The organism is Pseudonocardia alaniniphila (genome assembly GCF_022524485.1).
GTDB lineage: Bacteria > Actinomycetota > Actinomycetes > Mycobacteriales > Pseudonocardiaceae > Pseudonocardia > Pseudonocardia alaniniphila.
This window is the reverse complement of the sequence record NZ_JAKXMK010000010.1, coordinates 258,803-282,348: the sequence shown is the minus strand read 5'-3', so window position 1 is coordinate 282,348 and position 23,546 is coordinate 258,803. Positions and strand designations below refer to the sequence as shown.

Here is a 23,546-nt window from a genome sequence, read left to right as displayed (position 1 = left end):
CGACACACGACCCACGCCGCCGACGTCCTGACCAGCAACCCGATCCAGTACGCCGCAGGCGAGCCCGGCGTCAAGGTCGGGCAGTAGCCCCACTCCCACCAGACAGATCGACCCTCGAAGAACTGGAGACCATGGACACCACGGACAAGACCCTGTACGCCGACGTTCTCGTCATCGGGTTCGGCAAGGGCGGCAAGGTCACCGCCGCGAAAGTCGGGGACCTCGGAAAGCGTGTGGTGCTCGTCGAGCAGTCGGACCAGATGTACGGGGGCACGTGCCCGAACGTCGGTTGCGTGCCGACGAAGGCGCTCGTGCACCACTCCGGCAAACGCCGCTCGGGCGACTCGGTGAAGGAGTTCTACGAGCGCTCCGTCGAGCACGTCGAGGCGCTGACCTCGCTGTTCCGCAGCGGCAACTACGACGCATTGAACAACGCCGACACCGTCACCGTGATCACCGGGCGGGCCACTTTCGTCGACCCGCACACCGTCGCCGTCGGAGTGGGCGAAGACCGTCTCACCGTCGTCGCCGAGAAGATTCTGATCAACACCGGCTCCGAACCGGTGATTCCGGATATCACCGGGCTGCGAGGCAGCAAGTACACCCTCACCAGCACTGATCTGATCCATACGACGGACCTGCCGGAACGGCTCGCGATCGTGGGCGGCGGTTACCTCGGCATCGAGTTCGCGGCCATCTACGCGCGGTTCGGTTCCCACGTCACCGTGTTCGAGGCCGCGCCGAAGATTCTCGGCCGTGAGGACGACGACGTCGCTGCCGTGGCGGAGGACATCCTCGCGGGCGAGGGAATCGAGATCATCACGGGCGCGCGCGTGCTGGAGATTCGCGACGGTGAGAACGAAGCGACCGTCGTGTTCGAGAACGGGGGCCTGGAGCACACCCAGGGGGTCGACGCGATCCTCGCCGCCACCGGCCGCGTGCCGGCGACCCGCGGCCTCGGGCTGGAGGCCGCAGGCGTTCGCACCACGTCGAACGGAGCCGTCGAGGTCGACGAGTACCTGCGCACGAGCCAGCCGCACATCTACGCACTCGGGGACGTCAACGGCGGCCCGCAGTTCACCTACATCTCTCTCGACGACAGCCGCATCGTGGTGGACCAGCTGGTCGGCGAGGGCAGGCGCTCGACGGCGGACCGGGTGGCGATTCCCCGCACCTTGTTCATGACCCCGCCGTTCGCGTCCGTCGGGCTGACCGAGAGAGAGGCACGCGAAGCGGGATACCTGGTGAAGGTCACGAGCCAGCCGGTCGCCGAGATCGTGGCGATGCCTCGCGCGTACGCCGTCGAGGAGACCCGGGGAATCATGAAGTTCGTGATCGACGGCTGGACGGACGAGATCCTGGGTGCCGCACTGCTGAGCATCGACGCGCAGGAGCTCATCAACACGGTCACGCTCGCCATGCGATACGGGATCAAGGCGGCCCAGCTCCGCGACGCGATCTACACCCACCCCAGTTCGACGGAAGCGTTCAACGACGTGCTCGCCACGGTCGTGCGCATGGACGAGCCGCACGGGTCACCGGCCTGACCATCGACGCATATCGGTCGATCTAGCCGATACGGATCGGGCCACCGATCGACCCGAGTGCCACGAAGCGGTGAAGCCATCCGGAAGTCGGCAGTAAAGGCCTTGCCGCATTGCCACCCACGTATACTCAGTTCAAAACGATCAGACGGCGGAACAGATGTCCCTTGATCACAATGAATTCCTACAACTGAGCCGGATTGCGGATTTCACGAGAAGGAGTGATCCCGAGCTCGTCCGCAGGCTCGCTGCACCCATGGGGCCGCGCCGCCGGCTGTGCGCGGCCAGGGCGTCCTCCATCACCCTGGCGGTGTGTGTGCTGCTGGGGCTGGCGGGACTCGTGACCGGCGCCACCGCGATCGCTGTCGTGGGAGGGCTGGCCCTGCTGGTCATCTATCCGCTGCTGCTCATCGTGGCGAAGGAGCGGCCGCACCACCGGACCACCGGACCCGACGGGAAGTAGAGCACGTTGGCCTGGGGAGCGTTCATCAAGAAGCACTGGCAGACGGCGCTGCACTGGGTAGTGGTGGGCGCCGCTGTCGGCTACCTGGCCTGGCTGATTCCAGGTCTGGTGGGCCAGGCGGACGAGGCCTTCACTTCGCTCGACCACCTTCGGTGGGGATGGCTGTTCGTCGCGATCCCGTTCGGCGTGGCGGCACTGGTGGTGTACGGCGAGCTGCACCGGCAGCTTCTCCTCGTCGGCGGGGCCCGGCTGTCGGTCCCGACCGTCCAAGGCATCAACTTCGTCGAGAACGCGGTGTCCACCACGATCCCCGTGGTCGGCGGGGCCGGCGCCATCCTGTACGCGATCGACCAACTGCGCCGCCGCAAGGTCGACTCGGCCCTGGCCTCGTGGTCGGTGCTGGTGGCCGGGGTGATCGCCACACTCAGCCTGCTGGTACTCGGTTCGGTCGGCCTGGGCGTCGTGGGCCGCATCCCCCTGGTCCTCGGCATCGCGCTCGCGGTGGTCATCGCCCTCGGCGCCGTGGGGGCGTGGAAGTTGCTGACCCATCCCGAGGTGTTGCGCCACGGCTTGCGCGGGCTGGTGTTGGCGGCCCAGTGGATACCGGGGGTGTGCAAGACCTGCCGGGCCGCGTGGGCCGAGCGGGCCGACCAGGTCTCCCGGCGGCTGTCCGCCCGTCTCACGGTGCTCCAGCCGAGCGGCCTGCGCTGGCTCGGCCTGATCGCGATCGCGGCGTCGACGTGGGTGCTGGACTTCCTCAGTCTGGCGGCCAGTGTCGCGGCGGTGGGCGCTTCAGTGCCGTGGGGCGGGCTTCTGGTGGGCTTCCTGCTCGTGCAGGCCAGCATCGCCCTGCAGATCTTCCCCGGCGGCGCCGGGCTGGCCGAGACGAGCTTGCTCGCGTTGCTGCTGGCCTCCGGCGTGCCTGCGGCGCAAGCAGCGGCCAGCGTGTTGATCTACCGGTTGATCACGTGGCTCGGTCTCGCGTTGATGGGCTGGCTGGTGTACGCGCTGTGGATCCACACCGCTCCGCTGCATCTGCACCGCCACGCGCCGGAGCTCACTCCTGCGTGAAGCCGGAGTCCTTACCGCCGGTCTCCGTCGATCGGACGGCCTCCTCCGCCAGCAGGTGACCGCAACGCCAGCAGCGCTCCGGAGACTCCGGCGTCGGCATGGCGCGGCACTCCGGGCACAGCTGGTCGAGCCAGCACACGGAATCGCCCCCCTCGATGGGGCCGTCGAGATCCGACATGAGGCGATCGTAGAACAAGCTCGTGCGGCGCCGGAATGAACGAATATCCGTTCCGGATTCCGGCCCTCAATTCATACGGGGCCGGAATCCGGAACGCGCTCGTGCCTCTCGGGTTCGGTTTGACGCCGTCGGGGTCACCGACGAGCCTGCGTGGGGTGACCGACCCGTTCGACCTCGACCGCTTCGTCGACGCGCAGGACGACGGCGGCACCTACGACCAGGCGCTGCGCGAACTGCGCGCCGGCCGCAAGCGCAGCCACTGGATGTGGTTCGTCTTCCCGCAGATCGCCGGGCTCGGCCTGAGCGAGACGTCCCGGCGCTTCGCGATCTCCGGTCTCGCGGAGGCGCAGGCCTACCTCGCCCACCCGGTACTCGGGCCGCGCCTCATCGAGTCGGCGTCGGCGCTCGCTGACCTCGACGGCGTGAGCGCGGTGCAGGTGTTCGGACCGGTCGATGCGCAGAAACTGCGATCGTCGATGACGCTCTTCGCCCGTGCAGCGCCGGAGCAGCAGGTGTTCCTCGATGTGCTCGCCCGGTATTTCCGAGGGGAGCCGGACGAGGCCACGACCAGCCGGCTGTGACGCGCGACGTTTCACCTGCACCTAGCGGTGGAGCCGGAGAAAGGACTCGGCCCGCAGCAGCCGGCTCACCACGGCCCACGTCGCGGACCCGAAGTACGGTCTCGCGTCGGCCGTGGTGATCAGTTCGGGCCGGTCGAGCCGGTGGTCGACGCCTTTCCACGTGAGGACGCAATCGCCGGCCGCGAGCACGTTCTGTGCCCAGTTCGTGTGGGGGCCCCAGGGCAGCGCGATCACGACGGCGTCAGCCGTTGCCCGAACGGCGACCGGCACGGACAGGGCCTGTCCTGTCCTGCGGCCACGGTGGTGCACCACCGCCCACAGGGGGAAGAAGCGCCGCCCGGCCAGTGCACGGGCGATGGGGGCGCTCGCCCTGGCCATCGTGGGCGGGGTGGATCGCGTCGTCGTCATGCTCGTGATCGTCCTGTCGCCGACTGCGCCCCGCATCGAGGTCGCCCGGTAGGACCGATGACGGAAATCCGTCAGGCGATGCCGCGACGCAGCGCATAGGCCGTCGCATCGGCCCGGCCTCTCGCGCCGATCTTGCGATACAGGTTGGCGGTGTGCCGCTCGACGGTGTGCACCGTGATCCCGAGGCTGCGGGCGATGCCCGCGTTCGACTCGCCTGCCGCCAGCAACCGGAGCACGTCCAGCTCACGTGCGGTCACGCCGTCGGCGGGAGTGGCGGCGGGCACCGCGGGCGGGACGACGTCACCGCCGGTCAGGAAGCGGGTGACGAGCTCGAGATCCCCGCGGGCGTTCGCCATGAACAACGTCGGCGACGAGCCCGCCAGCTCGACCAGCCTGCCGTGGGGGAGCGCCTCGGCGAGCCGGCGGGACACCTCCACCGGGATCTGCCGTTCTCCCTGTCGGTGCAGGACGAGCGTCGGTGCGGCGACCTCGGGCAGCCGATCGGTGACGTCGATCGCCGCGCCGGCCGCGAACCATGCCTTGGCGACGCTCGGCGCGGCCGCGCTGCGGAACCCCTCGGCGACCAGGCGCCCTGACTCTCCCGCTGCCCACCCGAGCCAGGCGTGCGCAGCGGTGTCGGCGAAGAGATCCCAGTCCTGGTCGACGAGCGACAGCAACGCCTGCGTCTGCACCGGGCTCATCGCGTCGCGCAACCGGGCCGCCCCGCCGAAGAGAACCATTCGCGTGACCTGCCGCGGGTGCTCGGCCGCGAAGGCGATGGCGGTCGCCGCGGAGTGGTAGTAGCCCAGCAGCGTCGTCGTCTCGAGCCCGGCCGCCGTGACCACCGCGTCCAGATCGCGCAGGTGCGCGTCGATGCCCAGCTCATTCGGGTCGATCCGGCGCTCGGAGCTGCCCATGCCGCGTCCGTCGTAGAGCACCAGGGTCATCGACCGCGCGAGGTGCTCGTAGGCGGCCCGCAGCACCGGCACGCGCCACTGGGCTCGCAGGTTGCCCAGCGACGGCAGCCACACGAGCGCCGGCCCCCGGCCGAGCACCTGGTAGGCGATCGTCACGCCGTCGCTGGTGCGTGCGTAGTGCAGGTCGGGACCAGCCTCCACCGGAGGAGTATCCCGCTGGAAAACCCGAAGCGGACAACGGTGCACGGACGCTAGCGTTCCGGTCCGGACATCATCAGCGGTCTCGGTGGGCCGGACGGTGCGAAGGGCGGAGGAACGTGCGCGTTCAGCCGCTCACCTGGCGACGTCTGGCCGGGCCGATGTCGGCAGGCGCCGTTGCCGTGGCCATCGTCGCGGCCGCCGCCGAAACCCTGGCCGCCGTCGTGGCCGGCCAGGTGGCCGCAGGCCCCACCGCATGGCTGGTCGCACTGCTCGCCTGCCTGTTGGTTGGATCCAGCCTGCTCGACACCGCTGGGCGGACCGCCTTCTCCGGGGTCGTCGGGCGGGCCGAGGGCCGGCTGCGTGCCGACCTGCTGCACGCCGCTCTCCACCAACCGCTGCCGGCGCTGGAGGACCTGGCCGTGGGCGAGGTGCTCGACCGCGTCGACGACGACGCCCGTCAGGCAGGCGTCCTGTTGCGGCGCACCGGGTGGCAGCTGGGCCGCGCCGCGCTGCGCTCGGTGCTGGCCTGGGTGGTCGCCGGGCTCGCGTGGTGGCCCGCGTGGATCGGGTTCCCGGTGGTGGGGCTGCTCGCCGTGATCGTGGTGCGAAAGCTCACCCCGGTCGTGGCCGATCGCAAGCTCGCCGAGGAAGCCGCATGGTCCGACCACTCCGCCCAGCTGGAGGAGGCCATCGCCGGTCGGGACGATGTGCGCTCCTCCCTCGGCCAGCCGCACGTCGTTCGCCAGTACGCGCGGATCGCGCAGCAGGTGCTGCTCCGCGCCGCCGCCACGTGCTCGGCCTCCACCCAGGTCGGCCTGCGCACCGGCCTCGTGGTGCATGCCGCGCTGGCCGCAGTCGCGGTGAGCGGCGCCGCGCTGGTGGGTGGAGGCCAACTCGGAGTGGCCGGGCTGGTCACCCTCTGGCTGCTGGTCACGACCTTCGCCGGGCAGCTCAATCAGGTCACCAACCATCTGCCGGAGGTGCAGGCGGGCCTGGGCGCCCTGCAGCGGATCGGCGGGCTGCTGTCCGCTCCCCAGGAGCCCACCGGCGGCGCGCCCGTACCGGCCGGCCCGGCCGCCGTGGAGTTCCGCGACCTGACCGTCGGCTATCCCGGGGGCTTCGCCTTGCGCTCGGTGGACCTCTCGGTGGCCGCGGGAACGACCTGTGCGCTGGTGGGACGCACCGGCGCCGGCAAGTCGACGCTGGCCAAGCTCCTGTCGCGGGCGATGGAGCCACCGCCCGGCACGGTGTTCGTCGCCGGTCAGGACGTCACGGCGACGGCGATCGACGACCTGCGGCGCGCGGTCGGCGTGGTCACGCAGCGCACCGAGATCCTCGCCGCCACGCTCGAGGAGAACATCACCCTGTTCAGGGACGTCCGGCGCGCCGACGTCGAGGGGGCCGTCGAAGCCCTCGGGCTGACCGAGTGGGTGCGGTCCCTCCCGCAGGGCCTCGGCACGCGGCTGGGAACCGGCGGCAGCACCTTGTCGGCGGGCGAGGAGCAGCTCGTCGCGTTCGCCCGGCTGCTGGTCCGCGACGTCGCTGTCGTCGTCCTCGACGAAGCCACGGCGCGGATGGACCCGCAGACCGAGCGCCTCGTCACACGGGCCGCCGACCGGCTGCTCACCGGGCGCACCGGCATCGTCATCGCCCACAGGCTGTCCACCACGCGACGCTGTGACTCCGTGGCGGTGCTCGACCGGGGGCGCGTCGTCCAGCATGGCCCCCGCGCCCGGCTGGCCGACGAACCCGGGCCGTTCCGAGAGCTATTGGCCGCCTCCGGGGAGACCGGGCCCGCCGCCGACGCCGGGGTGCTGGTCAGCCGTGGTGAGCGCCGGGAACGCCCGGCGCCGCCCGCGCCCGCCCCGCCCGGCTTGACCCGCACCGTTCTGGCGATGCTGCGCGCCTATCCGCGCTGGGGTGTGGTCGGTGCGTTCGGATTCCTCGCCTCCTCGCTGCTGGGTTGCTACGGCGCGGTCACGGGGTGGCTGTGGGGTCTGGTGGTCACCGCCCTGGAGCAGGGCTCCACGCCGTGGGTCACGGCAGGCGCACTCACGGCGTCGCTGCTCTCGGCGCCGGTGGCCATCGCGCTGGCCTTCCGCACCTACCCGCTGTGGTGGGGGGCGGTGACGCTGCGCATGCGCCTCGCCGTGATGCGCGGACAGACGATGCAACGCCGGCTCGTCCGCACGCCGCCGGGGGAGGTCGTCGCCCGCGCGCTCGACTCGGACCGCCTGGTGATCTACGCCGACCGGTGGGTCGACGTGATCAACGGCGTGCTCATCGTGCTGGTCACCGCCGTCGTCGGGCAGAGTCTGCTGGCCGGAGCGGTGATCGGTGGGGTTCTGGTGGTGTCGGCGGCGGTCTCGGCGCTGGGCGCTCCCCTGGCCGGAGCGGCGGGTCGCGAGGCCGGGGATGCCCGCGCCCGATTCGGCACGTCACTGGTCTCGGCCCTGGACGCCGCCCGCACGGTGAAGCTCGCCGCGGCGACGTCCGCGGTGCAGGCCCACCTGGCTCACGTCGACGCCGGGCGGGTCACGGCGGTGGTGCGTGAGAACCGGGTGCGCACGCTGCTCGACGGCGTGCCCGGGCTGCTGGTCCAGGTCGGCGTGGTGGTGGCGTGGACCGCGCACCTGACCGGGGTGTGGGACCTGGCCACCGCCCTGCTGGTGAGCACCGCGGTGTCCGGCTCGGGCTGGTTCGGCACGGTGTTCGGCGCCGCGGTGACCGAGGTGCCCGTGGCCCGGCGCTGGCTCAACGCCGCGACGGACCTGTCAGGCGGCGCCGACCTGATGACCTTGCCACCGGGAGTGGACCTCGCCTCCGGCACGGCACCGGCACCGCCCCTCGCCGGCCGGGTGCCGTTGAAGCGACTCAGCCTGGAGGACGTGACCGCCGTCCACGACGACGGCACCGTCGGCACCGACGGCGTCACTCTCGACATCGACGCCGGGTCCCTGGTGCTGCTGACGGGCCGGGTGGGCTCGGGCAAGTCCAGCCTGCTGGCCAGCCTCGCCGGACTCGTCGATCACGAGGGCAGCATCCGGTGGAACGACGTCGAGATCGACGACCCTCAGCTCTTCCTCCGCCCGGGCCAGGTCGCCTACGTCGGCCAGGTGCCGCGGGTGCTGTCGGGGTCCTTCGCCGACAACATCGCGCTCGACCACGACCGCGAGTTCCAGGACGCCGTTTCGGACGCCCGGCTGCAGACCGACGTGGAGGAGGCCGGCGGCCACGGCGCGTTGGTCGGCCACCGCGGGGTGCGCCTCTCCGGCGGCCAGGTCCAGCGGCTGGCGCTGGCCCGGGCCCTGGCCACCGGAGCGGAACTCCTGGTCGCCGACGACGTCTCGTCCGCACTCGACGCGCGTACCGAGGTGGAGCTGTGGGAGGCCCTGCGCCGTCGCGGAGTGACGGTCGTGGGATGCAGCTCCAAACAGTCCGCGCTGTCTCGCGCCGACTGCGTCGTCGTCCTGGAGGAGGGACGGGTGGTAGCCACCGGCCCCTGGTCCCAGCTCTCCGGTCAGTGGGCGCACCTCGCAGGCTGACCTGGTGAGCCCCTGATCAGGAAGGCAACGCCGTCCCGAACGGATTGTCGATCACGTACCGCCAGTCGCCGTCGGTGCCACGCCTGGCGACGTCCGTGGCCGTGCCGCGGAGATCGACAGCGGTGCCGTCCGGCGCGGTGCCGCGAAGGGACCAGTCCACGATGAGCAGTGCGATGTCGCCGGCGACGTAGACATGCCTCGGCCGCGCATCCATGGGCAGTGCCATGTCGAGCAGGTAGGCATTCGCCGCCGACCGCTCAGGACCGGTCACCGGGAAACCGGGACGAGGAACCAGCACACCGTCAGGCTCGTACGCCTGCTCGAGAACAGCGGCGTCACCATCGTTGAACGCGGCCAGGAATGTGGCGACGAGGTGAGCGGGATCGTCATGAGAAGTCGTCATGACCTCGGTAGCGTATCGCGGCACCCTCTGCGAGCCTGAGTGCGTGCGGGCCGCGATCAACGATCCCTACCAGACGTTCGGCCAGGGCTACGGTCTCCAGCGCCGCCCGGACTCTCGAATCCAGGCCCTGATCAGCAGTGCGCTGGGCGACGCCACCACCGTCGTGAACGTCGGCGCGGGAACCGGCTCCTACGAACCCGTCGATCGCCGGGTGCTCGCCGTGGAGCCCTCGGTGACCATGCTCGCCCAACGTCCGCCCGACGCGGCCCCGGCTGTACGCGCGACGGCGGAAGCGATCCCGCTCGCCGACAAAGCAGTGGATGTCGGACTCGCGATCCTCACCGTCCATCACTGGGTCGACGCAGAAAAAGGCCTCGACGAGCTCGTCAGGGTCTCCCGGCGCCAGGTCGTGCTCACGTGGGATCCGGCCATGATGTCGAGGTCGTTCTGGTTGATCAGCGAGTACCTGCCCGAGATCGGACGACGCGAGGCCGGCGCCGCCGCCCTCGGCGCCGTCACCGCCGGGCTCTCCCGCCACCACGGGGAGGTCGAAGTCCGGCCCGTACCTGTCCCCGCGGACTGCACGGACAGCTTCCTCGCTGCGCACTGGCGTCGCCCGCACGCCTACCTCGACCCAGCCGTCCGGGCAGCTGCTTCCGGTATCGCCGCTCTCCCGCCAGAGGTCGTCGGCGCGGCGATGCAACACCTGACCAGCGACCTGGCCGACGGACGTTGGCAGCAGCGACACCACGACCTCCTCGAACGGGAGGACCTCGACCTCGGCTACCGCCTCGTGATCACCTGAAGCCCCGGTTTTGATCGCCGCGAGAGTGGCCGATGCGCCCTCTCGAGGGCGCGAACCCTGATCTCGGAACGATCATCGCTCCAAGATCGCCGCGAGATGAGGGTGTGCGCCCTCGAGAGGGCGAAAAGCCGGACCTCGGATTGATCATGCGCCGGCCGGCCGGCCGGGACCGACAGATGGCGGTGATCGCCACGGCGGCCGTCCGCTCGGACCGGACAACGTGCCGTTCGCTCGGCAGGGGACCTGCGCACCCCCCGGGGCGCGCCTCATCGGCCCGGACGAGCGGCGCGGCCGTCCGATAGGACTGCACGAACGTCACGTTCGTTCAACGGATTCGGCGTGATCGTCGCGGCTGGCATTACGCGCAGTGCCCGAAGGACCGCTTCCCCACTCACGAGGTGTACGGCGACGTGGCGGGCGCCGAACTGCGCCTGATCACCTGCGGTGGCGAACTCGACCGAGAGGCCCGCAGCTACCGCGACAACATCGTCGTCTACGCGGCCCTCGTCAGCTCGGCCTGCCCGTCCGGACAGGGGGTGTATCAACGCCCCGGCCGGACCTCTCGGTAGTGATCAACAGGGTCATTCCGGTTCGGACACGAGGGGAATGCTGTGGCTGTTGACGAGGAGCGCCTCCAGCGAGAGGTGCGCAACGCATCGGCGCGCGCACGCAAGAGTCTCAAACAGGCGAGATCCCAGGTGGCGGCGGCCCATAATGCGTTCAAGGAACCAGTTACTTGGTTTTTCGAGCAGCTCGGCAAGTTGCTGGAAAATCACGAGTCGTACTCGAGCCATTACAAGGAGCTGCAGGCTGCACTGAAAGGCGTGGAAGCAGCAATTGCTCGCGCTGAAGCCGCATGCGACGCGCTCGATGCCGCTCGCAAGTCGTAGATCTGGGCAGTTGGGCACGTACTAGAGGTTGTGGCCGCCGGACACCGCGATCTCCTGACCGGTGATCCAGCGGCCCTCCTCCGAGAGCAGCATGGCGATGACCATGCCGACGTCCTCGGCTTCGCCGACGCGCCCGAGCGCTGTCTGCGCCGCAAGCTGCGGGATCACCTCGGGGTACTTCGTGAACGCGTCGTCGGCGAGCCGGGTGCGCGTCGGGCCGGGCGCGACCGAGTTGACGCGGATTCCGCGGGTGCTGAGCTCCTTGGCCATGTACCGGGTGAGCACCGTGAGGCCACCCTTCATCGACGCGTAGGCCGAGTACCCGGGCTCTACACCGGTGACGAGCGCACTGGTGCTCGTCGTGTTGACGATGGCGCCATTGTCCTCCAGCAACGGAAGAAGCGCCTGGGTGAGGAAGTACGGGCCCTTGAGGCTGATGCGCATGAACGCGTCGAACAGTTCCTCGGTCGTGTCCTCGAACATGCACATCTGCCCGAAGCCGGCGTTGTTCACCAGCGCGGTGAAGGTCCTGGCACCCCAGGTCTCGGCAAGAGCCTCCGCCACGGCGTGGGTGAACATCGGAAAGCTGTGGCTCTCGCCGACGTCCAGCGGGAGCGCGACGGCCTTGCCGCCGAGCTTCTCGATCTCGGCCACGGTCTCCAGGCCGCCCTCCTTGTTCCTGCCGTAGGTGAGGATGACGCCGAAGCCGCGCTTGGCCAGTTCGACGGCCGTTCCCTGACCGATGCCCGAACTGCCGCCGGTGACGATCGCGATGGACATGAAGTGCCTCTCCGCTTGATGGATGCGCCGCCTTCGGCCGGGGATTCCGGGGTCCCGATCGCAGCGGCGCTGCTCGTCAAGCGAAGCAGCGCGGGCGCGGAAAGCTGTAGCGCAATCCTCCCGAGCTCTTGCACAATCCTGCTTTTGTCGCCAGGAGCAGGCTGGGCGCTGCCACGGGTCGGTGCTTGGATCGACCCATGCTCCTCGACGAGTTGCGCGCGCTCATCACCCGGCACGCGCGCGAGCACGAGACCACCGCGATCGATGGTGTGCTCGTGTCGGTGGCGGAGGAGCCGGCCGCGCCGACCACCTCCACGTCCGGCACCGTGCTGGCGCTCATCGCACAGGGAGCGAAGCGCCTCGTGCTCGGCGATCGGGTCCTCGACTACCGCGCGGGACAGTATCTCGTGGCCTCCGTCGATCTTCCGGTCACCGGCCAGTTCACCGAGGCCAGCCCCTCGGAGCCCGCCCTCGGGTTCGGGCTCACGCTGCGCCCGTCCGTCATCGCCGAGCTGCTCCTGGACCCCGCCGCGGGCCGGTTCCCACGCGGCCACGGCGCTGCCGCGGCCCCGCCGGGCATCGCGGTCAGCAACGCGTCGTTCGAGCTCATCGACGCCGCCGTGCGCATGTTGCGGCTGCTCGATCGACCCCGTGACCTGCCCATGCTCGCGCCGATGATCGAACGCGAGATCCTCTGGCTGCTGATCACCGGAGATCAAGGCGCCACCGTCCGCCAGCTCGGTCTCGCGGACAGCAGCCTCACCCATGTCAGCCGGGCCGTCCGCTGGATTCGGGACCACTATGCCGAGACGATCCGAGTCGACGACCTCGCCCGGCTGTCACAGATGAGCTCGTCGGCCTTCCATCGCAGCTTCCATGCGGTCACCTCGATGAGCCCGATCCAGTTCCAGAAGCAGATCCGCCTGCACGAAGCCCGCCTACTCCTCGTGGTGCGTCCCGACGACATCGCCGGCGTCGCCTACGCCGTCGGATACGACAGCCCCTCGCAGTTCAGCCGCGAATACCGCCGCCACTTCGGCACGCCGCCGAGTCACGACGCCACACGCCTGCGCACCTCGATCTGAAACCGGACCGGATGGACGTCATTCCGTGCGGGCGTGGCGATTCTCGTGCTTACGCACCGCGAAAGCGTGGGCGACGGTGAGCAGTTCCTGCACCAGAGCGAGCGTGTGCTCCCCGGGGTTCAGCACACAGACCCAGTACTGCGCCCCGTAGACGGGATGCGGCATCACCCGGTCCATCGCGGTGTAGTCGAACGACTGCTCCAGAGAGCCCGCACCGTCGCGACGGGAGGGCGGAGCACCGAAGCGCGCCACGTACTCGGCCTTCGGCAGCCCGATGTTCAGCCGGTACGCCGACGGCCGGTCGAGTTCGGAGACCTGGTCGTACCGATCGCCCGTGACGATCGTGACGAACGGGAACCGCCGGTCGTCCGGCTGGTCGCTCGGGTCGTACATGAAGAACGAGTCTCCGGAAGCCCGGACCTCGACCACACCCTCGAAGCCGTCCATGACGTAGGCGGCCATCGCATCGGCGTCCACTCGGAATCCTTTCAACGTCCAACCGGTACAGCTTCAATTCTCTCATTGAATTGCTTATTGAGACTTCTCTACGAAGAACCACAGGACAGCGCCGTGTGTCTCGGGAAAACCCTCAAATCCGAAGACAGCCCATATGCTCACGGCGTGATCAGCGGGCGGTCAGTGGGAGAGCCGGAGCGCCGGTGGCGTCTGGTGGAGCTGGCCCGGATGGCGGGAGTGTCGCCACAGCAGGTGCGCAACTACATCGACACCGGCCTCCTGCCGCCCGTGGAACGCACCACGAGCGGCTACCGGATCTTCACCGCGCGCCACGCCGAGGCTCTCGTGACGGCTCGCCAGGTCGCGGCGGGCCACGGTTGGGAGCGAGCTCGCATCATCATGAACGCGGTTCACGAAGGTGACGTCGCTGCCGCGCTCGCCGCCGTCGACGCCGGGCACGCCGACCTCGCGCGGGAGCGAGCCGGCATCGCAGCCGCCGCCGAGGCGTTCGCCGCCGCCGCGGCCGCCGATCCGCCGCCGTCGTCGCGCCGGAACGCGCTCATCGGACAGCTCGCCCGCGCCATCGGGGTGCGCCCGCCCGTGCTCCGGCTGTGGGAGCAGCGCGGCCTGCTGCACCCCACCCGCGACAGGGCCACCGGATATCGGATCTTCGAGCCGGCAGAGCAGCGCACGGCGCACCTCATCGCGGTACTGCGCCGCGGCAACGTCCCGTTCGCGATCGTCCACCCCGTCGTCGAGACGATGCGGGCCACCGGCAGCACCGCCCGCGCGCTGGCCGAGCTCGCCCGCCGCGACGAGGAGATCCAGCAGACCAGCAGGAGACGCCTGCAGGGCTCGGCCGCGTTGCTGGCCTATCTCGACCACGAGAGCGGCGACGCACAGGCGCTCACCGGGCCGCCGCGATGACGGGTTCCGGCCTCTAACCTGTGCCGGTGACCATGGAGCTGATCCTGCTGTCGCGGGTGTCGTTCCGCAGTCAGGAGATCAGCAGCCCGCGGATCCGAGCCCTGATCGCGCTGCTCGCCGACGATCTCCGCACGGGCTCCAGCACCGCACGTCTCGTCAACGGGCTCTGGCCGGAGGAGCAGCCCGAGAACCCGACCAAGGCGCTCCAGGTGCTCGTCTCCCGCGCCCGCGCGCAGCTGGGCACGGAGGTCATCCTCAGCACGCCCACCGGCTACCGGCTCACCCTCGGTGAGGACCAGGTCGATGCGTCGGCCGTCCGGCTCCACGCGGCCGCGGCCGCCCAGCACTCCCGCGACGGCGACCACGCCACGGCGCTCGCGGAGGCGCAGGCGGGGCTCGGCCTGTGGGACGGCACCGGCGACGGCGTCCCGGACGACCCGGTGTCGGCCCTGCGCACGGGGCTCGCCCCGGCTCACCGGGCGCTGGCGCGGACCCGTGCACTGGCGCTCTCCCGGCTGGGTCGCCACGCCGAGGCGCTCGACGGCTTGACCGGGCTCCTTCGCGCGCAGCCACGTGACGAGGAGGTGCTGCTCGAACTGCTGCGCTGTGAAGCGGCGACGGCAGGGCCTTCGACCGCTCTGACCAGGTACGACGCCTACCGCCGCGGGTTGCGCGACGAGCTCGGCACCGATCCCGGCGCGCCGCTGCAAACGCTGTACGACCAGCTCCTGCAGGGCGCGGCACCCCAGGTCCGCCACGGTGTCGTGCACGAGCCCAACCCCCTGCTCGGCCGCGACGACGACGTCAACGCGGTGAGGGCGCTGCTGCGCACGTCCCGGGTGACGTCGATCGTCGGACCGGGCGGGCTGGGCAAGACCAGGCTCGCGCACGTCGTGAGCCGGCGGGCGGAGCAGCGGGTCGTGCACTTCGTCGGGCTCGCCGGCGTCACGTCGGACGACGACGTCGCCGCCGAGGTCGCATCGGCACTAGAGGCCGACGAGACCCGGCGGGGCGCGCTCGGCTATCACGCCGTCCACTCGGATCTCCTCAGCAGCCTCCTCACGTCTCTCGGAACCGGCCCCACGCTGCTGGTGCTGGACAACTGCGAGCACGTCCTCGACGGTGCCGCGGAGCTCGTGCGGACGTTGGTGGCGATGACCGGCGAGCTGTGCGTCCTCACCACGAGCCGCGCCCCGCTCGGCCTCTCGTCGGAATCGGTGTACGCGCTGCCGGAGCTGGACCTGCCGACGACGGTCGAGCTGTTCCGTCGCCGCGCACGGGCCGCGCGGCCCGGCGTCGACCTGCCTGCCGAGGCCGTGACGGAGCTGTGCCGACACCTCGACGGGCTGCCGCTCGCCGTGGAGCTGGCCGCGGCCCGGGTGCGGGTGCTCTCGGTCGCGGAGATCGCCAGGCGGCTCGAGGACCGCTTCGCGCTGCTGCGCGGCGGCCCCCGGGACGCACCGCAACGGCACCGCACCCTGCACGCCGTGGTCGGCTGGAGCTGGAACCTTCTCGATCCCGCAGCTCAGGCCGCGATGCGGACCCTGTCGATCTTCCCCGACGGATTCGACGCCGCGGCTGCGCAGCATCTCCTGGACGACGCCGACGCCCTCACCGTCCTGGAAGACCTGGTGGATCAGTCTCTGCTCAAGGTCGTGGACACGGCCATGGGCACGCGTTTCCGGATGCTCGAGACGGTGCGCGAGTTCAGCGCGGCCCGCCGCGCCGAGGTCGATGAGGACGCTCACGCCGTCACCAGGTTTCTCGCCTGGGCCCGTGACTTCGGCGTCGCCCGGCACGAATCGCCGTTCGGCGCCGACCCCATCGGCGCAGCGGCCCGGATCCGCGTGGAGCAGGACAACCTGCTGCAGGCGATGCGGCTCGGGCTGGCCCGCGGCGACGGCGCCACCGTCGCCGCCACCGCGGCCGTGCTGGCCGTGCTGTGGCTCGCCGAGTCCAACAACGCCCGGCTCACGGCGCTGACCGAGGAGACCAGCCGGATCCTGTCGCACTTCCATCCGGCGCCCGAACTCGTCGAGGTCACGCGCACAGCCGCGGCGATCTCCGCCGCGGGCACGTTCATGATGGACGGGCCTCGCGCGGTGCGCCCGCTGGTCGTCCTGCGCCGGCTTCCGCCCGCCCGGCCGGACACGCCGGCGCGGGCCATCGCGGCGTTGTTGCTGCAGGTCCGGCAGCTGGCGGACCACACGGTGCTCGATGCGCTCTGCGCGGATCGCGAGCCGTGTCTCGCCGGGGTCGCAAACGGCGTCGCCAGCTACGTCCGTGACCACGCGGGGGATCGGCCCGGTGCCATCGCAGCCGCCGAAGGGATGGTCGCCGCATTCGACAGTCCGGTGAGCCCGTGGCTCCGGGCAATGGCTCACGCCCGGCTCAGCGAGCTGCTCATGCAGGAGGAGCGCGCAGCCGAGGTCCGGTACCACCTGGAGGAGGCCAAGCTCCTGGGGGAGCTGGGACTGTTCGAGAACGGCATCCGGTGGTCCCGGGTGATCGCGGACCTGCAGCTCGGGGACGTCGACGAAGCGGAGCGCGCGTGGAAGGAGGCGAGTTCCGAGATGACGGAGGAGGCCGCCCCGCCCTTCCGGGAGGACCTCGCGACGCACGCGGAGATTCTGCTCATGCGGGGCGAGATCGACGCCGGCCTGGAGGCCTGGCGCTACACGGTCGAGCGCTTGCGGGACGCCGGGAGCGAGCCGATCGGCTTGGGACCGTGGCTGGTCGAGATCCTCGCCACCGTCGTCGTCGCCCACGCCCGGCACGGCAGGCTCGATCTCGTCGAGGAGATCACTGCCGAGCTGCCGCAAACGCTCACGACGTTGCTCACCCATCGCGCCGATCCCCAGCCGACCTACTACGTGGAACGTGCACTCCACGGAGCACTCCTGCTCGCCCTCGGCATGGTGGACATCGACCGCGGCCGGCACAGCGGCGACCGTGACGCCACCGCGTCCGGGGTGCGGTTGGTCGCTCTCGCGGAACGGTTCCACTTCGTCCGCACCTTCCAGCCGACGATGTCCTCCGCCCGGGCCCGCACCGCTGCCGAGCAGGCCGACGCGGCGGGGTACGCCGATGCGACAGCGGCATACGCACGGCTGGGTGGCGACGAACTGCAGGCCGCCGCCCTCCGCGCGCTGGCGGATCGGCCCTGATCCCGCTACGGCTCGTCGGCCACCGGCGCTGCGGTCGCAACGCGGGGGCGGGCCGACGGTGGCTTCATCAGGTGCGCGAGCAGTTGGAGCCGTTCGTAGGACGGTGACCCCCGCTCCGCGTGGTACGTGATCAGCATCTGGTCGGGCGCGCCGGGCAGCGCGAGCTTCTCGTAGTGGAGATCGAGCGGGCCGACCTGAGGATGCAGGAATCCGCTGATCCCGCTCGTCCTGAGGCGGACGTCCTGGCGGGCCCACAGCATCCGGAACCGTTCACTGCCCAGGCTGAGTTCGCCGATCAGCTCGGCGAGCCTCGGGTCGTCGACACCGGCCCCGACGATCGACCGCAGGTACGCGACGGTCTTCGCGGTCATCTCGTCCCAGTCGCGGTAGAACTCACGCATCTCCGGTTCGAGGAACGCCGCGCGCAGCGGGTTGACGCCCGGCGCGAAGAACGGGGAGAGCGCCACGGCCATCGCGTTCGCGGCCAGCACCGTCATGAGGCGACCCTGGACGAGCGCCGGGGTGGTGGTCCAGTTGTCGATCAAGCTCTGGACGCTCGGGCTGACCCGCTCCGGCCGAGGAGGTCTGCGCCGGGGCGTCCGCCCGGAGCTGGCGAGCTCGTGCAGGTAGGTCGCCGCGTCGGCATCGAGCTGCAGGGCGCGGGCGAGACCGTCGAGCACCTGCTCGGACGGATGGCGGTCCCGGCCCTGCTCGAGGCGCAGGTAGTACTCGGCGCTGATCCCGGCGAGCAGCGCCACCTCTTCCCGTCGCAGTCCGGGCACCCGCCGTCGGGCCCCTGCGGGCAGACCGGCCTCGTCGGGGCGCAGCCGCTCACGGCGTACCCGCAGGTAGTCGCCGAGTTTGCTGCTCATCACCACACCGCCAGGCTAGAAGCCATTGAGCGCGGCGTCCTGTTCCTGCTGGTACTAGTGTCCTGAGGGACTCACCGTCGCGGAGGGTTCGGGCGCATCGTCTGAGGCCATGACCGCACTGTTTCGCACTACGTTCGGATTCGCCTCGACTGCCGGCGAGGTGTTGGCCGGCGTGGACCTGTCCGGCACCCGTGCCGTGGTCACCGGTGCCACCTCGGGCGTCGGCGTCGAGACGTCCCTCGCACTCGTCCGGGCCGGTGCCGCGGTCGCCTTCCTCGGGCACTTCGCCCTGACCGTCGGGCTGCACGACGCACTCGCGCGGGCCGGGGGCGCCCGCATCGTCTCGCTCAGCTCGAACGCCCACCTGGCCTGCCCGGTGATCTTCGACGATCTCGACCACCGCTTCCGCTTCTACGACCCGATCGGCGCGTACGGAGAGTCGGAGACCGCCGACGTGCTTCTGGCGGTCGAGGCCGACCGGCGATGGTCCGGTGACGGCATCCGGGCCAACGCCGAGCGCCTGTGGACCGTCGCATCGGACATGGTGTCCTGACCTCGCCCTACCGGTCCCGTTCACGGTTGAACAGCCGCCGTGCCCGCAGGTAGCTGAACAGGCCGATCACGACGCACCAGCCGATCGCGAGCACTGCGCTGTCGCCGATCGCGGTTCCCATCAGCAAGCCGCGCAGGGTCTCGATGACCGGGGTGAACGGCTGGTACTCCGCGAACCAGCGCAAGACCACCGGCATCGAGTCGGTCGGGACGAAGCCGCTGCCCAGGAAGGGCAGGAGCACCAGGAACATCGGTGTGTTGCTCGCCGTCTCGACGCTCTTCGCGCCCAGGCCCAGCGTGACCGAGAGCCAGGTGAGCGCGAGCGTGAACAGCACGAGCAGACCGGCCACCCCGAGCCATCCGAGCAGGCCGGCGGTCGGGCGGAACCCCACGAGGAGCGCGATCGCGATCACCACCACCATGGCGAACAGCGTCTGGATCATGCTGGCGACCACGTGACCGGTGAGGACCGACGCCTTCGAGATCGCCATCGTGCGGAACCGGGCGATGATGCCCTCGGTCATGTCCATGGCCACCGAGATCGCGGTGCCCTGGGCCGCCGCGGCCACGGTCATCACGATGATCCCCGGCACGACGTAGGCGATGTAGTCGGCCCGGCCTCCCGTCGGTCCCCCGAGCCCCGCACCGAGCGTCCCGCCGAAGACGTAGACGAACAGCAGCAGGAAGACGACGGGCATCCCGACGAGCATCAGCGTCAGCGACGGGTAGCGGACCATCCGCCGGACGTTGCGCCGCAGCATCGTCCGTGAGTCACGGACCGCGTAGGACATGGTGGTCATCGGGCCAGCTCCTTCTGCTGCTCGGCCGGACGGCCGGTGAGGGACAGGAAGACGTCGTCGAGATCGGGGGTGTGCACGGTCAGCTCGTCCGCCTCGATGCCTGCCCTGTCGAGGTGGTCGAGCAGGGCACGCAGCGAGCGGACGCCGCCGTCGCTCGCGACCTGCAGGGTGAAGGTGTCGTCGTCGCGCGTGGAGCCGGGGAACGCCAGGGCGGCCGCCGCGAGCCGCCCGGGGTCGGTGAACCGCAGGCTGACGTGCCCGCCGGGCACCATCCGCTTGAGCTCGGCCGGGGTGCCCTCGGCCACCAGCCGTCCGTTGTCGAGGAGCGCGATCCGGTCGGCGAGCTCGTCGGCCTCTTCGAGGTACTGGGTGGTCAGGAAGATCGTCACGCCACCGGCCACGAGCTCGCGGATGATCTCCCACATCGTGCGGCGGGTACGCGGGTCGAGGCCGGTGGTCGGCTCGTCGAGGAAGATCACGCGCGGGTCGCCGACCAGCGTCATCGCCAGGTCGAGCTTGCGCCGCATGCCTCCGGAGTACGTGGCCGGCGCCTGCCCTGCCGCCTCCACCAGGTCGAACCGCTCCAGCAGCTCCCGGCTGCGGCGCCGGCCCTCCCGCCGCTCCAGATGGTGCAGGTCGGCCATCAGGAGGAGGTTCTCCTCGCCCGTGAGGAGGTTGTCCACCGCGGAGAACTGCCCGGTCACGCCGATCGCGGCGCGCACGGCGTCGGGATCGCGGGCGAGATCGTGGCCTGCGATGCGGATCTCCCCGGCGTCGGCGGTGACGAGCGTGGAGAGGATCTGGACGGTGGTGGTCTTCCCTGCACCGTTCGGGCCGAGCAGCGAGAAGATCGTCCCCGCCGGAACGTGCACGTCGATGCCGTCGAGCACGAGCTTGTCGCCGAACGATTTGCGTAGCCCCGTCGCCGCGATCGCGGCTGTGAACGATGTGGTTGTCATTGCGTCCTCGTGTTGTCCTGTGGCGCTGGCTGCCACGACCACGAGGAGCGTGCGGCCCACCGCATTCACGGCGGTTTCACTGCGGTTTCAGCGACTTTCGCCGCCGAAGCCCGGCATGGCGAGCACCGGGAGACGACGGGTCCCGTAGGCGATCTGCCCGAACGGCTGCAGGCCTCCGTGCGGCCGGCCGGGGTCGAGCTCGACGACCAGCCGCCGGAAGCGGGCGAGTAGCCCGTGGACGGCGACCCGGGCTTCGAGCCGGGCCAGCGGCGCGCCGATGCAGAAGTGGACCCCATGGCCGAAGGAGAGCTGGTTCGGTCCTCGGATGCCACGGTCGAGATCGAAGCGCTCGGGATCGTCGTGGGCGCCGGGGTCGTGGTTGGCGGAGAGGACCCAGAGGGTGACCATGGCACCGGCCGGGATGGTGCGACCGGCGAGCCGGGTGTCGACGGTGGTGATCCGCGGCAGCTGGGCGAACGGCGGGCGCAGCCGCATCACCTCCTCGATCGCGTCGGGCACACGCTCGGGAGCGGCGCGCAGGTCGTCCCACAGGTGCGGGTGCTCGCTGAACGTCCGGACGATGCTGCCGAGCAGGGTCGTGGTGGTGATGTGCCCGGCCAGCAACAGGCTGAACGCGAAGTTCGATGCCTCGGTCTCGTCGAGAGTGCGGCCGTCGACCTCGGCGGTGACGAGGCGTGAGATCAGGTCGTCGCCGGGGTCGACGAGGCGATTGCGGACCTGGTCTCGGAAATAGGCGACCATCGGCGCGACCACCTCGCTGAGGCGAGCGGCAGCCGCCGGGTCGGAGGGGTCGCCCAGCTGTACGTCGAACAGCTGGTCGGTCCACTCCCGGAACCGGGCGTGATCCTCCGGCGGCAGGCCGAGCAGCTCGGCGATGACGGTGACGGGCAGCGGAAAGGCCAGCGCGTCGACGAGGTCGAACCGCTCGCCGGTCCTGTCGAGGAGCCCGCGGGTGATCTCCTGGATGCGCGGTTCGAGCGCGGCGACCGAGCGCGGGGTGAACGCCGAGCTCATGACCTTGCGGAGTGCGTGGTGCTCAGGAGGATCGATCTGGGTGAGCATCCCCGGAGTGGGGGCCGCCCCCTCGACGGCGCGGGTCATCTCGGAGGAGAAGGTCACCGTGTCCCGCAGAGCTGCCAGCACGTCGTCGTGCCGGAAGACGTGGAACACGCCGTACCGATCGGCCCAGACGGGGTGCTCCTCGCGCATCGTGGCCAGCCAGTCGAACACGACGGTGTCGTCGGTGAGGTCGGGTGGCAGGTCACCGGGAAGGTGGGTGGCCGGAGTGGTCATGAGGCGCTCCTCTTCATTTGCGATCGATGTTCGCTAACGTCGTTCGCGAACTTATCCGATCGAGTACGGTGTTCGCAAACAATCGACGGAGGAGGTGCGATGGAGTCCGAGGCGATCTGGCTGCGCCCCGAGAAGTCCGGCGTCGGACGTCCGGCGCAGCGCAGCAGGGCCGAGATCACCGAGGCAGCCATCCGGCTCGCCGACCGCTCCGGCCTCGACGCGGTGTCCATGCGCCAGGTCGCGGCCGAGATCGGCACCGGCGCGGGTTCGCTCTACCGCTACGTCGACACCCGGGACGACCTGATCGATCTCATGGCCGACCACATCTGCGGGGAGTACGAACTCGGCACACCGACCGGCGACTGGCTCGGTGATCTCGTCGAGGTCGGTCTGCAGGCACGGGAGATCTACCGCCGGCATCCCTGGATGGCCGACCTGACCATCAGCCACCCGGTCGTCGGCCCCAACGCGATCGAGGTGATCGAGCACGTCCTCGCCGTGCTCGCCGATCGCCCGGTCGGCGACGGCGACAAGCTCATCGCCTTCGCGATGCTCAACGCCGTGGTGGCGTCGGTGGCCCAGAACGAACGCTCACCGACCGACCGCCTCGCCGGCGCGCGCCGATACGTCGCCCATGTGGCCGCGGAGGGAAAGCATCCCCACCTCGCGGCCCTGGAGTTCCCCTCACCGCCCACCGAGGATCCCTTCCCGGAGATCCTCCGGCGGCTGCTCAGCGGCCTGCTCACGTGATCCGCGACGTGGGAGCCTCGTGGTGATGAACGAGATATTTACGACATCAGCCACAGAAGCAGACGGGTACGACCAGGCCTTCCGGGCGCTGCACGACAGCCGCCTCGTGCGGAGACTCTGGGCCGAGGCGATGGGCGAGCAGTACCCGGAGGAGGTCGACCCCTTCAGCTCGTGCTGCTGGTGGCTGCTCGGGCAGTTCGTCGCCGGTCTCCGGTCGAGACCGGGCGGCACGGTGGTGGATCTCGGATGTGGCCGCGGCGGCCCGGGCCTGTGGCTGGCCAGGGCACTGTCCGCCCGCCTGGTCGGCATCGACATCAGCCCGGTCGCGATCGAACTGGCGAGGTCGCGGGCACCGCAGTTCCTCGCCGAGAGCCGTGCCTCGTTCCATGTGGCCGAGTTCAGCTCCACCGGGCTGGAGCCCGCCACGGCCGACGCTGTCATGAGCGTCGACGCGCTGCCCTTCGCCCCGGACCTCGACATCGCGCTGCGCGAGATCCACCGCATCCTGCGAGTGGGCGGACGTCTCGTCTTCACGGCCGCACAGAGCCGCGCACAGGCGCCGGGGTCCGCGGGCACGTGGGAGCGACACCTCGACGATGCGGGCTTCACCGTGGAGACGCGGATGATCAACGCCTTCCATCATGAGCACTTCCGGCGGCTCTACACGCTGTGGGACGAGCACGCCGCTGACCTGCGGTCCGAGCTCGGCGAGGCGGTGGCGGACGGTCTGCTCGCCGAGGCCGCCGGTGTCGACCAGCTCGACCAGCTGGACGCGCTGCTCGTCGTGGCGCAGCGGCGTCCCGGCTGACGCGGCCGCAATGTTTCACGTGAATCATGCGATGCGGCGGCCCCGCGCTGCACCATGGACGTGGAGGCGC

23 protein-coding genes and 1 pseudogene are annotated in these 23,546 nt (G+C 70.5%); 14 read left to right on the top strand and 10 right to left on the bottom strand.

Annotated elements, in window-relative coordinates; all coding sequences use genetic code 11:
* Positions 1-131: 131 nt before the first annotated feature.
* From MMF94_RS13750 to MMF94_RS13740, 3 genes are all read left to right on the top strand, one after another.
* Positions 132-1,547, top strand: coding sequence for an FAD-dependent oxidoreductase (locus MMF94_RS13750; RefSeq protein WP_241036767.1), 1,416 nt, complete (start codon positions 132-134; stop codon positions 1,545-1,547).
* Between the two features lie 157 nt (positions 1,548-1,704).
* Positions 1,705-2,007, top strand: a complete 303-nt coding sequence (locus tag MMF94_RS13745; protein ID WP_241036766.1) for a DUF3040 domain-containing protein — start codon at positions 1,705-1,707, stop codon at positions 2,005-2,007.
* A gap of 6 nt (positions 2,008-2,013) precedes the next feature.
* The gene (locus tag MMF94_RS13740) at positions 2,014-3,078 is read left to right on the top strand and encodes a lysylphosphatidylglycerol synthase transmembrane domain-containing protein (protein ID WP_241036765.1); all 1,065 of its coding nucleotides are present in this window, start codon (positions 2,014-2,016) and stop codon (positions 3,076-3,078) included.
* On the opposite strand, the gene MMF94_RS13735 is transcribed toward MMF94_RS13740, so the two are convergent.
* Positions 3,065-3,256 (bottom strand): hypothetical protein, encoded by a 192-nt coding sequence (locus MMF94_RS13735; protein ID WP_241036764.1) that lies wholly within the window; start codon positions 3,254-3,256, stop codon positions 3,065-3,067. The genes MMF94_RS13740 and MMF94_RS13735 overlap by 14 nt on opposite strands.
* A gap of 155 nt (positions 3,257-3,411) precedes the next feature.
* Here MMF94_RS13735 and MMF94_RS13730 point away from each other — a divergent pair, with 155 nt between their 5' ends.
* Positions 3,412-3,837, top strand: coding sequence for a DUF1810 domain-containing protein (locus MMF94_RS13730; RefSeq protein WP_241036763.1), 426 nt, complete (start codon positions 3,412-3,414; stop codon positions 3,835-3,837).
* Positions 3,838-3,858: 21 nt separating this feature from the next.
* On the opposite strand, the gene MMF94_RS13725 is transcribed toward MMF94_RS13730, so the two are convergent.
* Both MMF94_RS13725 and MMF94_RS13720 read right to left on the bottom strand, forming a co-directional pair.
* Positions 3,859-4,245, bottom strand: coding sequence for a PNPOx family protein (locus MMF94_RS13725; RefSeq protein WP_241036762.1), 387 nt, complete (start codon positions 4,243-4,245; stop codon positions 3,859-3,861).
* A gap of 71 nt (positions 4,246-4,316) precedes the next feature.
* Positions 4,317-5,363 carry an alpha/beta fold hydrolase gene (locus tag MMF94_RS13720; RefSeq protein ID WP_241036761.1) on the bottom strand — a complete coding sequence of 349 codons (1,047 nt, stop codon included), beginning with the start codon at positions 5,361-5,363 and terminating at the stop codon, positions 4,317-4,319.
* A gap of 116 nt (positions 5,364-5,479) precedes the next feature.
* Between MMF94_RS13720 and MMF94_RS13715 the strand changes: the two genes are divergently transcribed.
* On the top strand, positions 5,480-8,908 hold the full coding sequence (locus tag MMF94_RS13715) for an ATP-binding cassette domain-containing protein (RefSeq protein ID WP_241036760.1): 3,429 nt from the start codon (positions 5,480-5,482) through the stop codon (positions 8,906-8,908).
* A gap of 16 nt (positions 8,909-8,924) precedes the next feature.
* Here MMF94_RS13715 and MMF94_RS13710 read toward each other — a convergent pair whose 3' ends face one another.
* On the bottom strand, positions 8,925-9,311 hold the full coding sequence (locus tag MMF94_RS13710; protein ID WP_241036759.1) for a YybH family protein: 387 nt from the start codon (positions 9,309-9,311) through the stop codon (positions 8,925-8,927).
* Between MMF94_RS13710 and MMF94_RS13705 the strand changes: the two genes are divergently transcribed.
* The 3 genes and pseudogenes from MMF94_RS13705 (at position 9,310) to MMF94_RS13695 (ending at position 11,006) form a co-directional block, all read left to right on the top strand.
* The gene (locus MMF94_RS13705; protein WP_241036758.1) at positions 9,310-10,116 is read left to right on the top strand and encodes a methyltransferase domain-containing protein; all 807 of its coding nucleotides are present in this window, start codon (positions 9,310-9,312) and stop codon (positions 10,114-10,116) included. The two genes, MMF94_RS13710 and MMF94_RS13705, sit on opposite strands and share 2 nt — an antisense overlap.
* Positions 10,117-10,481: 365 nt before the next feature.
* Positions 10,482-10,685, top strand: a pseudogene (locus tag MMF94_RS13700) (hypothetical protein); the annotation flags it as partial.
* 42 nt (positions 10,686-10,727) lie between these two features.
* Positions 10,728-11,006 (top strand): hypothetical protein, encoded by a 279-nt coding sequence (locus MMF94_RS13695; protein WP_241036757.1) that lies wholly within the window; start codon positions 10,728-10,730, stop codon positions 11,004-11,006.
* Positions 11,007-11,027: 21 nt separating this feature from the next.
* Here the strand turns inward: MMF94_RS13695 and MMF94_RS13690 are convergent, their stop codons facing one another.
* Entirely contained in the window at positions 11,028-11,786 is a 759-nt protein-coding gene (locus MMF94_RS13690; protein WP_241036756.1) for an SDR family NAD(P)-dependent oxidoreductase, read from the bottom strand.
* A 197-nt stretch (positions 11,787-11,983) separates the two neighbouring features.
* Here MMF94_RS13690 and MMF94_RS13685 point away from each other — a divergent pair, with 197 nt between their 5' ends.
* Positions 11,984-12,871, top strand: coding sequence for an AraC family transcriptional regulator (locus MMF94_RS13685; RefSeq protein ID WP_241036755.1), 888 nt, complete (start codon positions 11,984-11,986; stop codon positions 12,869-12,871).
* An 18-nt stretch (positions 12,872-12,889) separates the two neighbouring features.
* Here MMF94_RS13685 and MMF94_RS13680 read toward each other — a convergent pair whose 3' ends face one another.
* A complete protein-coding gene (locus tag MMF94_RS13680) occupies positions 12,890-13,348 on the bottom strand; it encodes a DUF6194 family protein (RefSeq protein WP_241036754.1) in 459 nt (152 codons plus the stop codon).
* Between the two features lie 144 nt (positions 13,349-13,492).
* Between MMF94_RS13680 and MMF94_RS13675 the strand changes: the two genes are divergently transcribed.
* Positions 13,493-14,254 (top strand): MerR family DNA-binding transcriptional regulator, encoded by a 762-nt coding sequence (locus tag MMF94_RS13675; RefSeq protein ID WP_241036753.1) that lies wholly within the window; start codon positions 13,493-13,495, stop codon positions 14,252-14,254.
* Between the two features lie 32 nt (positions 14,255-14,286).
* Entirely contained in the window at positions 14,287-17,421 is a 3,135-nt protein-coding gene (locus tag MMF94_RS13670; protein ID WP_241036786.1) for an ATP-binding protein, read from the top strand.
* 5 nt (positions 17,422-17,426) lie between these two features.
* On the opposite strand, the gene MMF94_RS13665 is transcribed toward MMF94_RS13670, so the two are convergent.
* A complete protein-coding gene (locus MMF94_RS13665) occupies positions 17,427-18,293 on the bottom strand; it encodes a helix-turn-helix domain-containing protein (RefSeq protein ID WP_241036752.1) in 867 nt (288 codons plus the stop codon).
* A 109-nt stretch (positions 18,294-18,402) separates the two neighbouring features.
* Between MMF94_RS13665 and MMF94_RS13660 the strand changes: the two genes are divergently transcribed.
* The gene (locus MMF94_RS13660; RefSeq protein ID WP_241036751.1) at positions 18,403-18,846 is read left to right on the top strand and encodes an SDR family NAD(P)-dependent oxidoreductase; all 444 of its coding nucleotides are present in this window, start codon (positions 18,403-18,405) and stop codon (positions 18,844-18,846) included.
* A 7-nt stretch (positions 18,847-18,853) separates the two neighbouring features.
* Here MMF94_RS13660 and MMF94_RS13655 read toward each other — a convergent pair whose 3' ends face one another.
* The 3 genes from MMF94_RS13655 to MMF94_RS13645 form a co-directional block, all read right to left on the bottom strand.
* Positions 18,854-19,645 carry an ABC transporter permease gene (locus tag MMF94_RS13655; RefSeq protein ID WP_241036750.1) on the bottom strand — a complete coding sequence of 264 codons (792 nt, stop codon included), beginning with the start codon at positions 19,643-19,645 and terminating at the stop codon, positions 18,854-18,856.
* Positions 19,642-20,604 carry an ATP-binding cassette domain-containing protein gene (locus MMF94_RS13650; protein WP_241036749.1) on the bottom strand — a complete coding sequence of 321 codons (963 nt, stop codon included), beginning with the start codon at positions 20,602-20,604 and terminating at the stop codon, positions 19,642-19,644. The genes MMF94_RS13655 and MMF94_RS13650 overlap by 4 nt, the downstream gene beginning before the upstream one ends.
* A gap of 87 nt (positions 20,605-20,691) precedes the next feature.
* Positions 20,692-21,918 carry a cytochrome P450 gene (locus MMF94_RS13645; protein WP_241036748.1) on the bottom strand — a complete coding sequence of 409 codons (1,227 nt, stop codon included), beginning with the start codon at positions 21,916-21,918 and terminating at the stop codon, positions 20,692-20,694.
* Between the two features lie 99 nt (positions 21,919-22,017).
* On the opposite strand from MMF94_RS13645, the gene MMF94_RS13640 reads away from it, so the two are divergent.
* Both MMF94_RS13640 and MMF94_RS13635 read left to right on the top strand, forming a co-directional pair.
* Positions 22,018-22,668: a TetR/AcrR family transcriptional regulator gene (locus MMF94_RS13640; RefSeq protein WP_241036747.1), complete on the top strand. Its 651-nt coding sequence runs from the start codon at positions 22,018-22,020 to the stop codon at positions 22,666-22,668.
* A 25-nt stretch (positions 22,669-22,693) separates the two neighbouring features.
* Positions 22,694-23,476 (top strand): class I SAM-dependent methyltransferase, encoded by a 783-nt coding sequence (locus MMF94_RS13635; protein ID WP_241036746.1) that lies wholly within the window; start codon positions 22,694-22,696, stop codon positions 23,474-23,476.
* Positions 23,477-23,546 lie beyond the last annotated feature (70 nt).

What these genes read in the sequence shown, in the direction of transcription:
- MMF94_RS13750 (WP_241036767.1), top strand. Translation starts at nt 132, where the DNA reads ATGGACACCACGGACAAGACCCTGTACGCCGACGTTCTCGTCATCGGG.
- MMF94_RS13745 (WP_241036766.1), top strand. Translation starts at nt 1,705, where the DNA reads ATGTCCCTTGATCACAATGAATTCCTACAACTGAGCCGGATTGCGGAT.
- MMF94_RS13735 (WP_241036764.1), bottom strand. Translation starts at nt 3,256, where the DNA reads ATGTCGGATCTCGACGGCCCCATCGAGGGGGGCGATTCCGTGTGCTGG.
- MMF94_RS13725 (WP_241036762.1), bottom strand. Translation starts at nt 4,245, where the DNA reads ATGACGACGACGCGATCCACCCCGCCCACGATGGCCAGGGCGAGCGCC.
- MMF94_RS13705 (WP_241036758.1), top strand. Translation starts at nt 9,310, where the DNA reads ATGACCTCGGTAGCGTATCGCGGCACCCTCTGCGAGCCTGAGTGCGTG.
- MMF94_RS13710 (WP_241036759.1), bottom strand. Translation starts at nt 9,311, where the DNA reads ATGACGACTTCTCATGACGATCCCGCTCACCTCGTCGCCACATTCCTG.
- MMF94_RS13690 (WP_241036756.1), bottom strand. Translation starts at nt 11,786, where the DNA reads ATGTCCATCGCGATCGTCACCGGCGGCAGTTCGGGCATCGGTCAGGGA.
- MMF94_RS13685 (WP_241036755.1), top strand. Translation starts at nt 11,984, where the DNA reads ATGCTCCTCGACGAGTTGCGCGCGCTCATCACCCGGCACGCGCGCGAG.
- MMF94_RS13670 (WP_241036786.1), top strand. Translation starts at nt 14,287, where the DNA reads ATGGAGCTGATCCTGCTGTCGCGGGTGTCGTTCCGCAGTCAGGAGATC.
- MMF94_RS13665 (WP_241036752.1), bottom strand. Translation starts at nt 18,293, where the DNA reads ATGAGCAGCAAACTCGGCGACTACCTGCGGGTACGCCGTGAGCGGCTG.
- MMF94_RS13660 (WP_241036751.1), top strand. Translation starts at nt 18,403, where the DNA reads ATGACCGCACTGTTTCGCACTACGTTCGGATTCGCCTCGACTGCCGGC.
- MMF94_RS13655 (WP_241036750.1), bottom strand. Translation starts at nt 19,645, where the DNA reads ATGACCACCATGTCCTACGCGGTCCGTGACTCACGGACGATGCTGCGG.
- MMF94_RS13650 (WP_241036749.1), bottom strand. Translation starts at nt 20,604, where the DNA reads ATGACAACCACATCGTTCACAGCCGCGATCGCGGCGACGGGGCTACGC.
- MMF94_RS13645 (WP_241036748.1), bottom strand. Translation starts at nt 21,918, where the DNA reads ATGACCACTCCGGCCACCCACCTTCCCGGTGACCTGCCACCCGACCTC.
- MMF94_RS13640 (WP_241036747.1), top strand. Translation starts at nt 22,018, where the DNA reads ATGGAGTCCGAGGCGATCTGGCTGCGCCCCGAGAAGTCCGGCGTCGGA.
- MMF94_RS13635 (WP_241036746.1), top strand. Translation starts at nt 22,694, where the DNA reads ATGAACGAGATATTTACGACATCAGCCACAGAAGCAGACGGGTACGAC.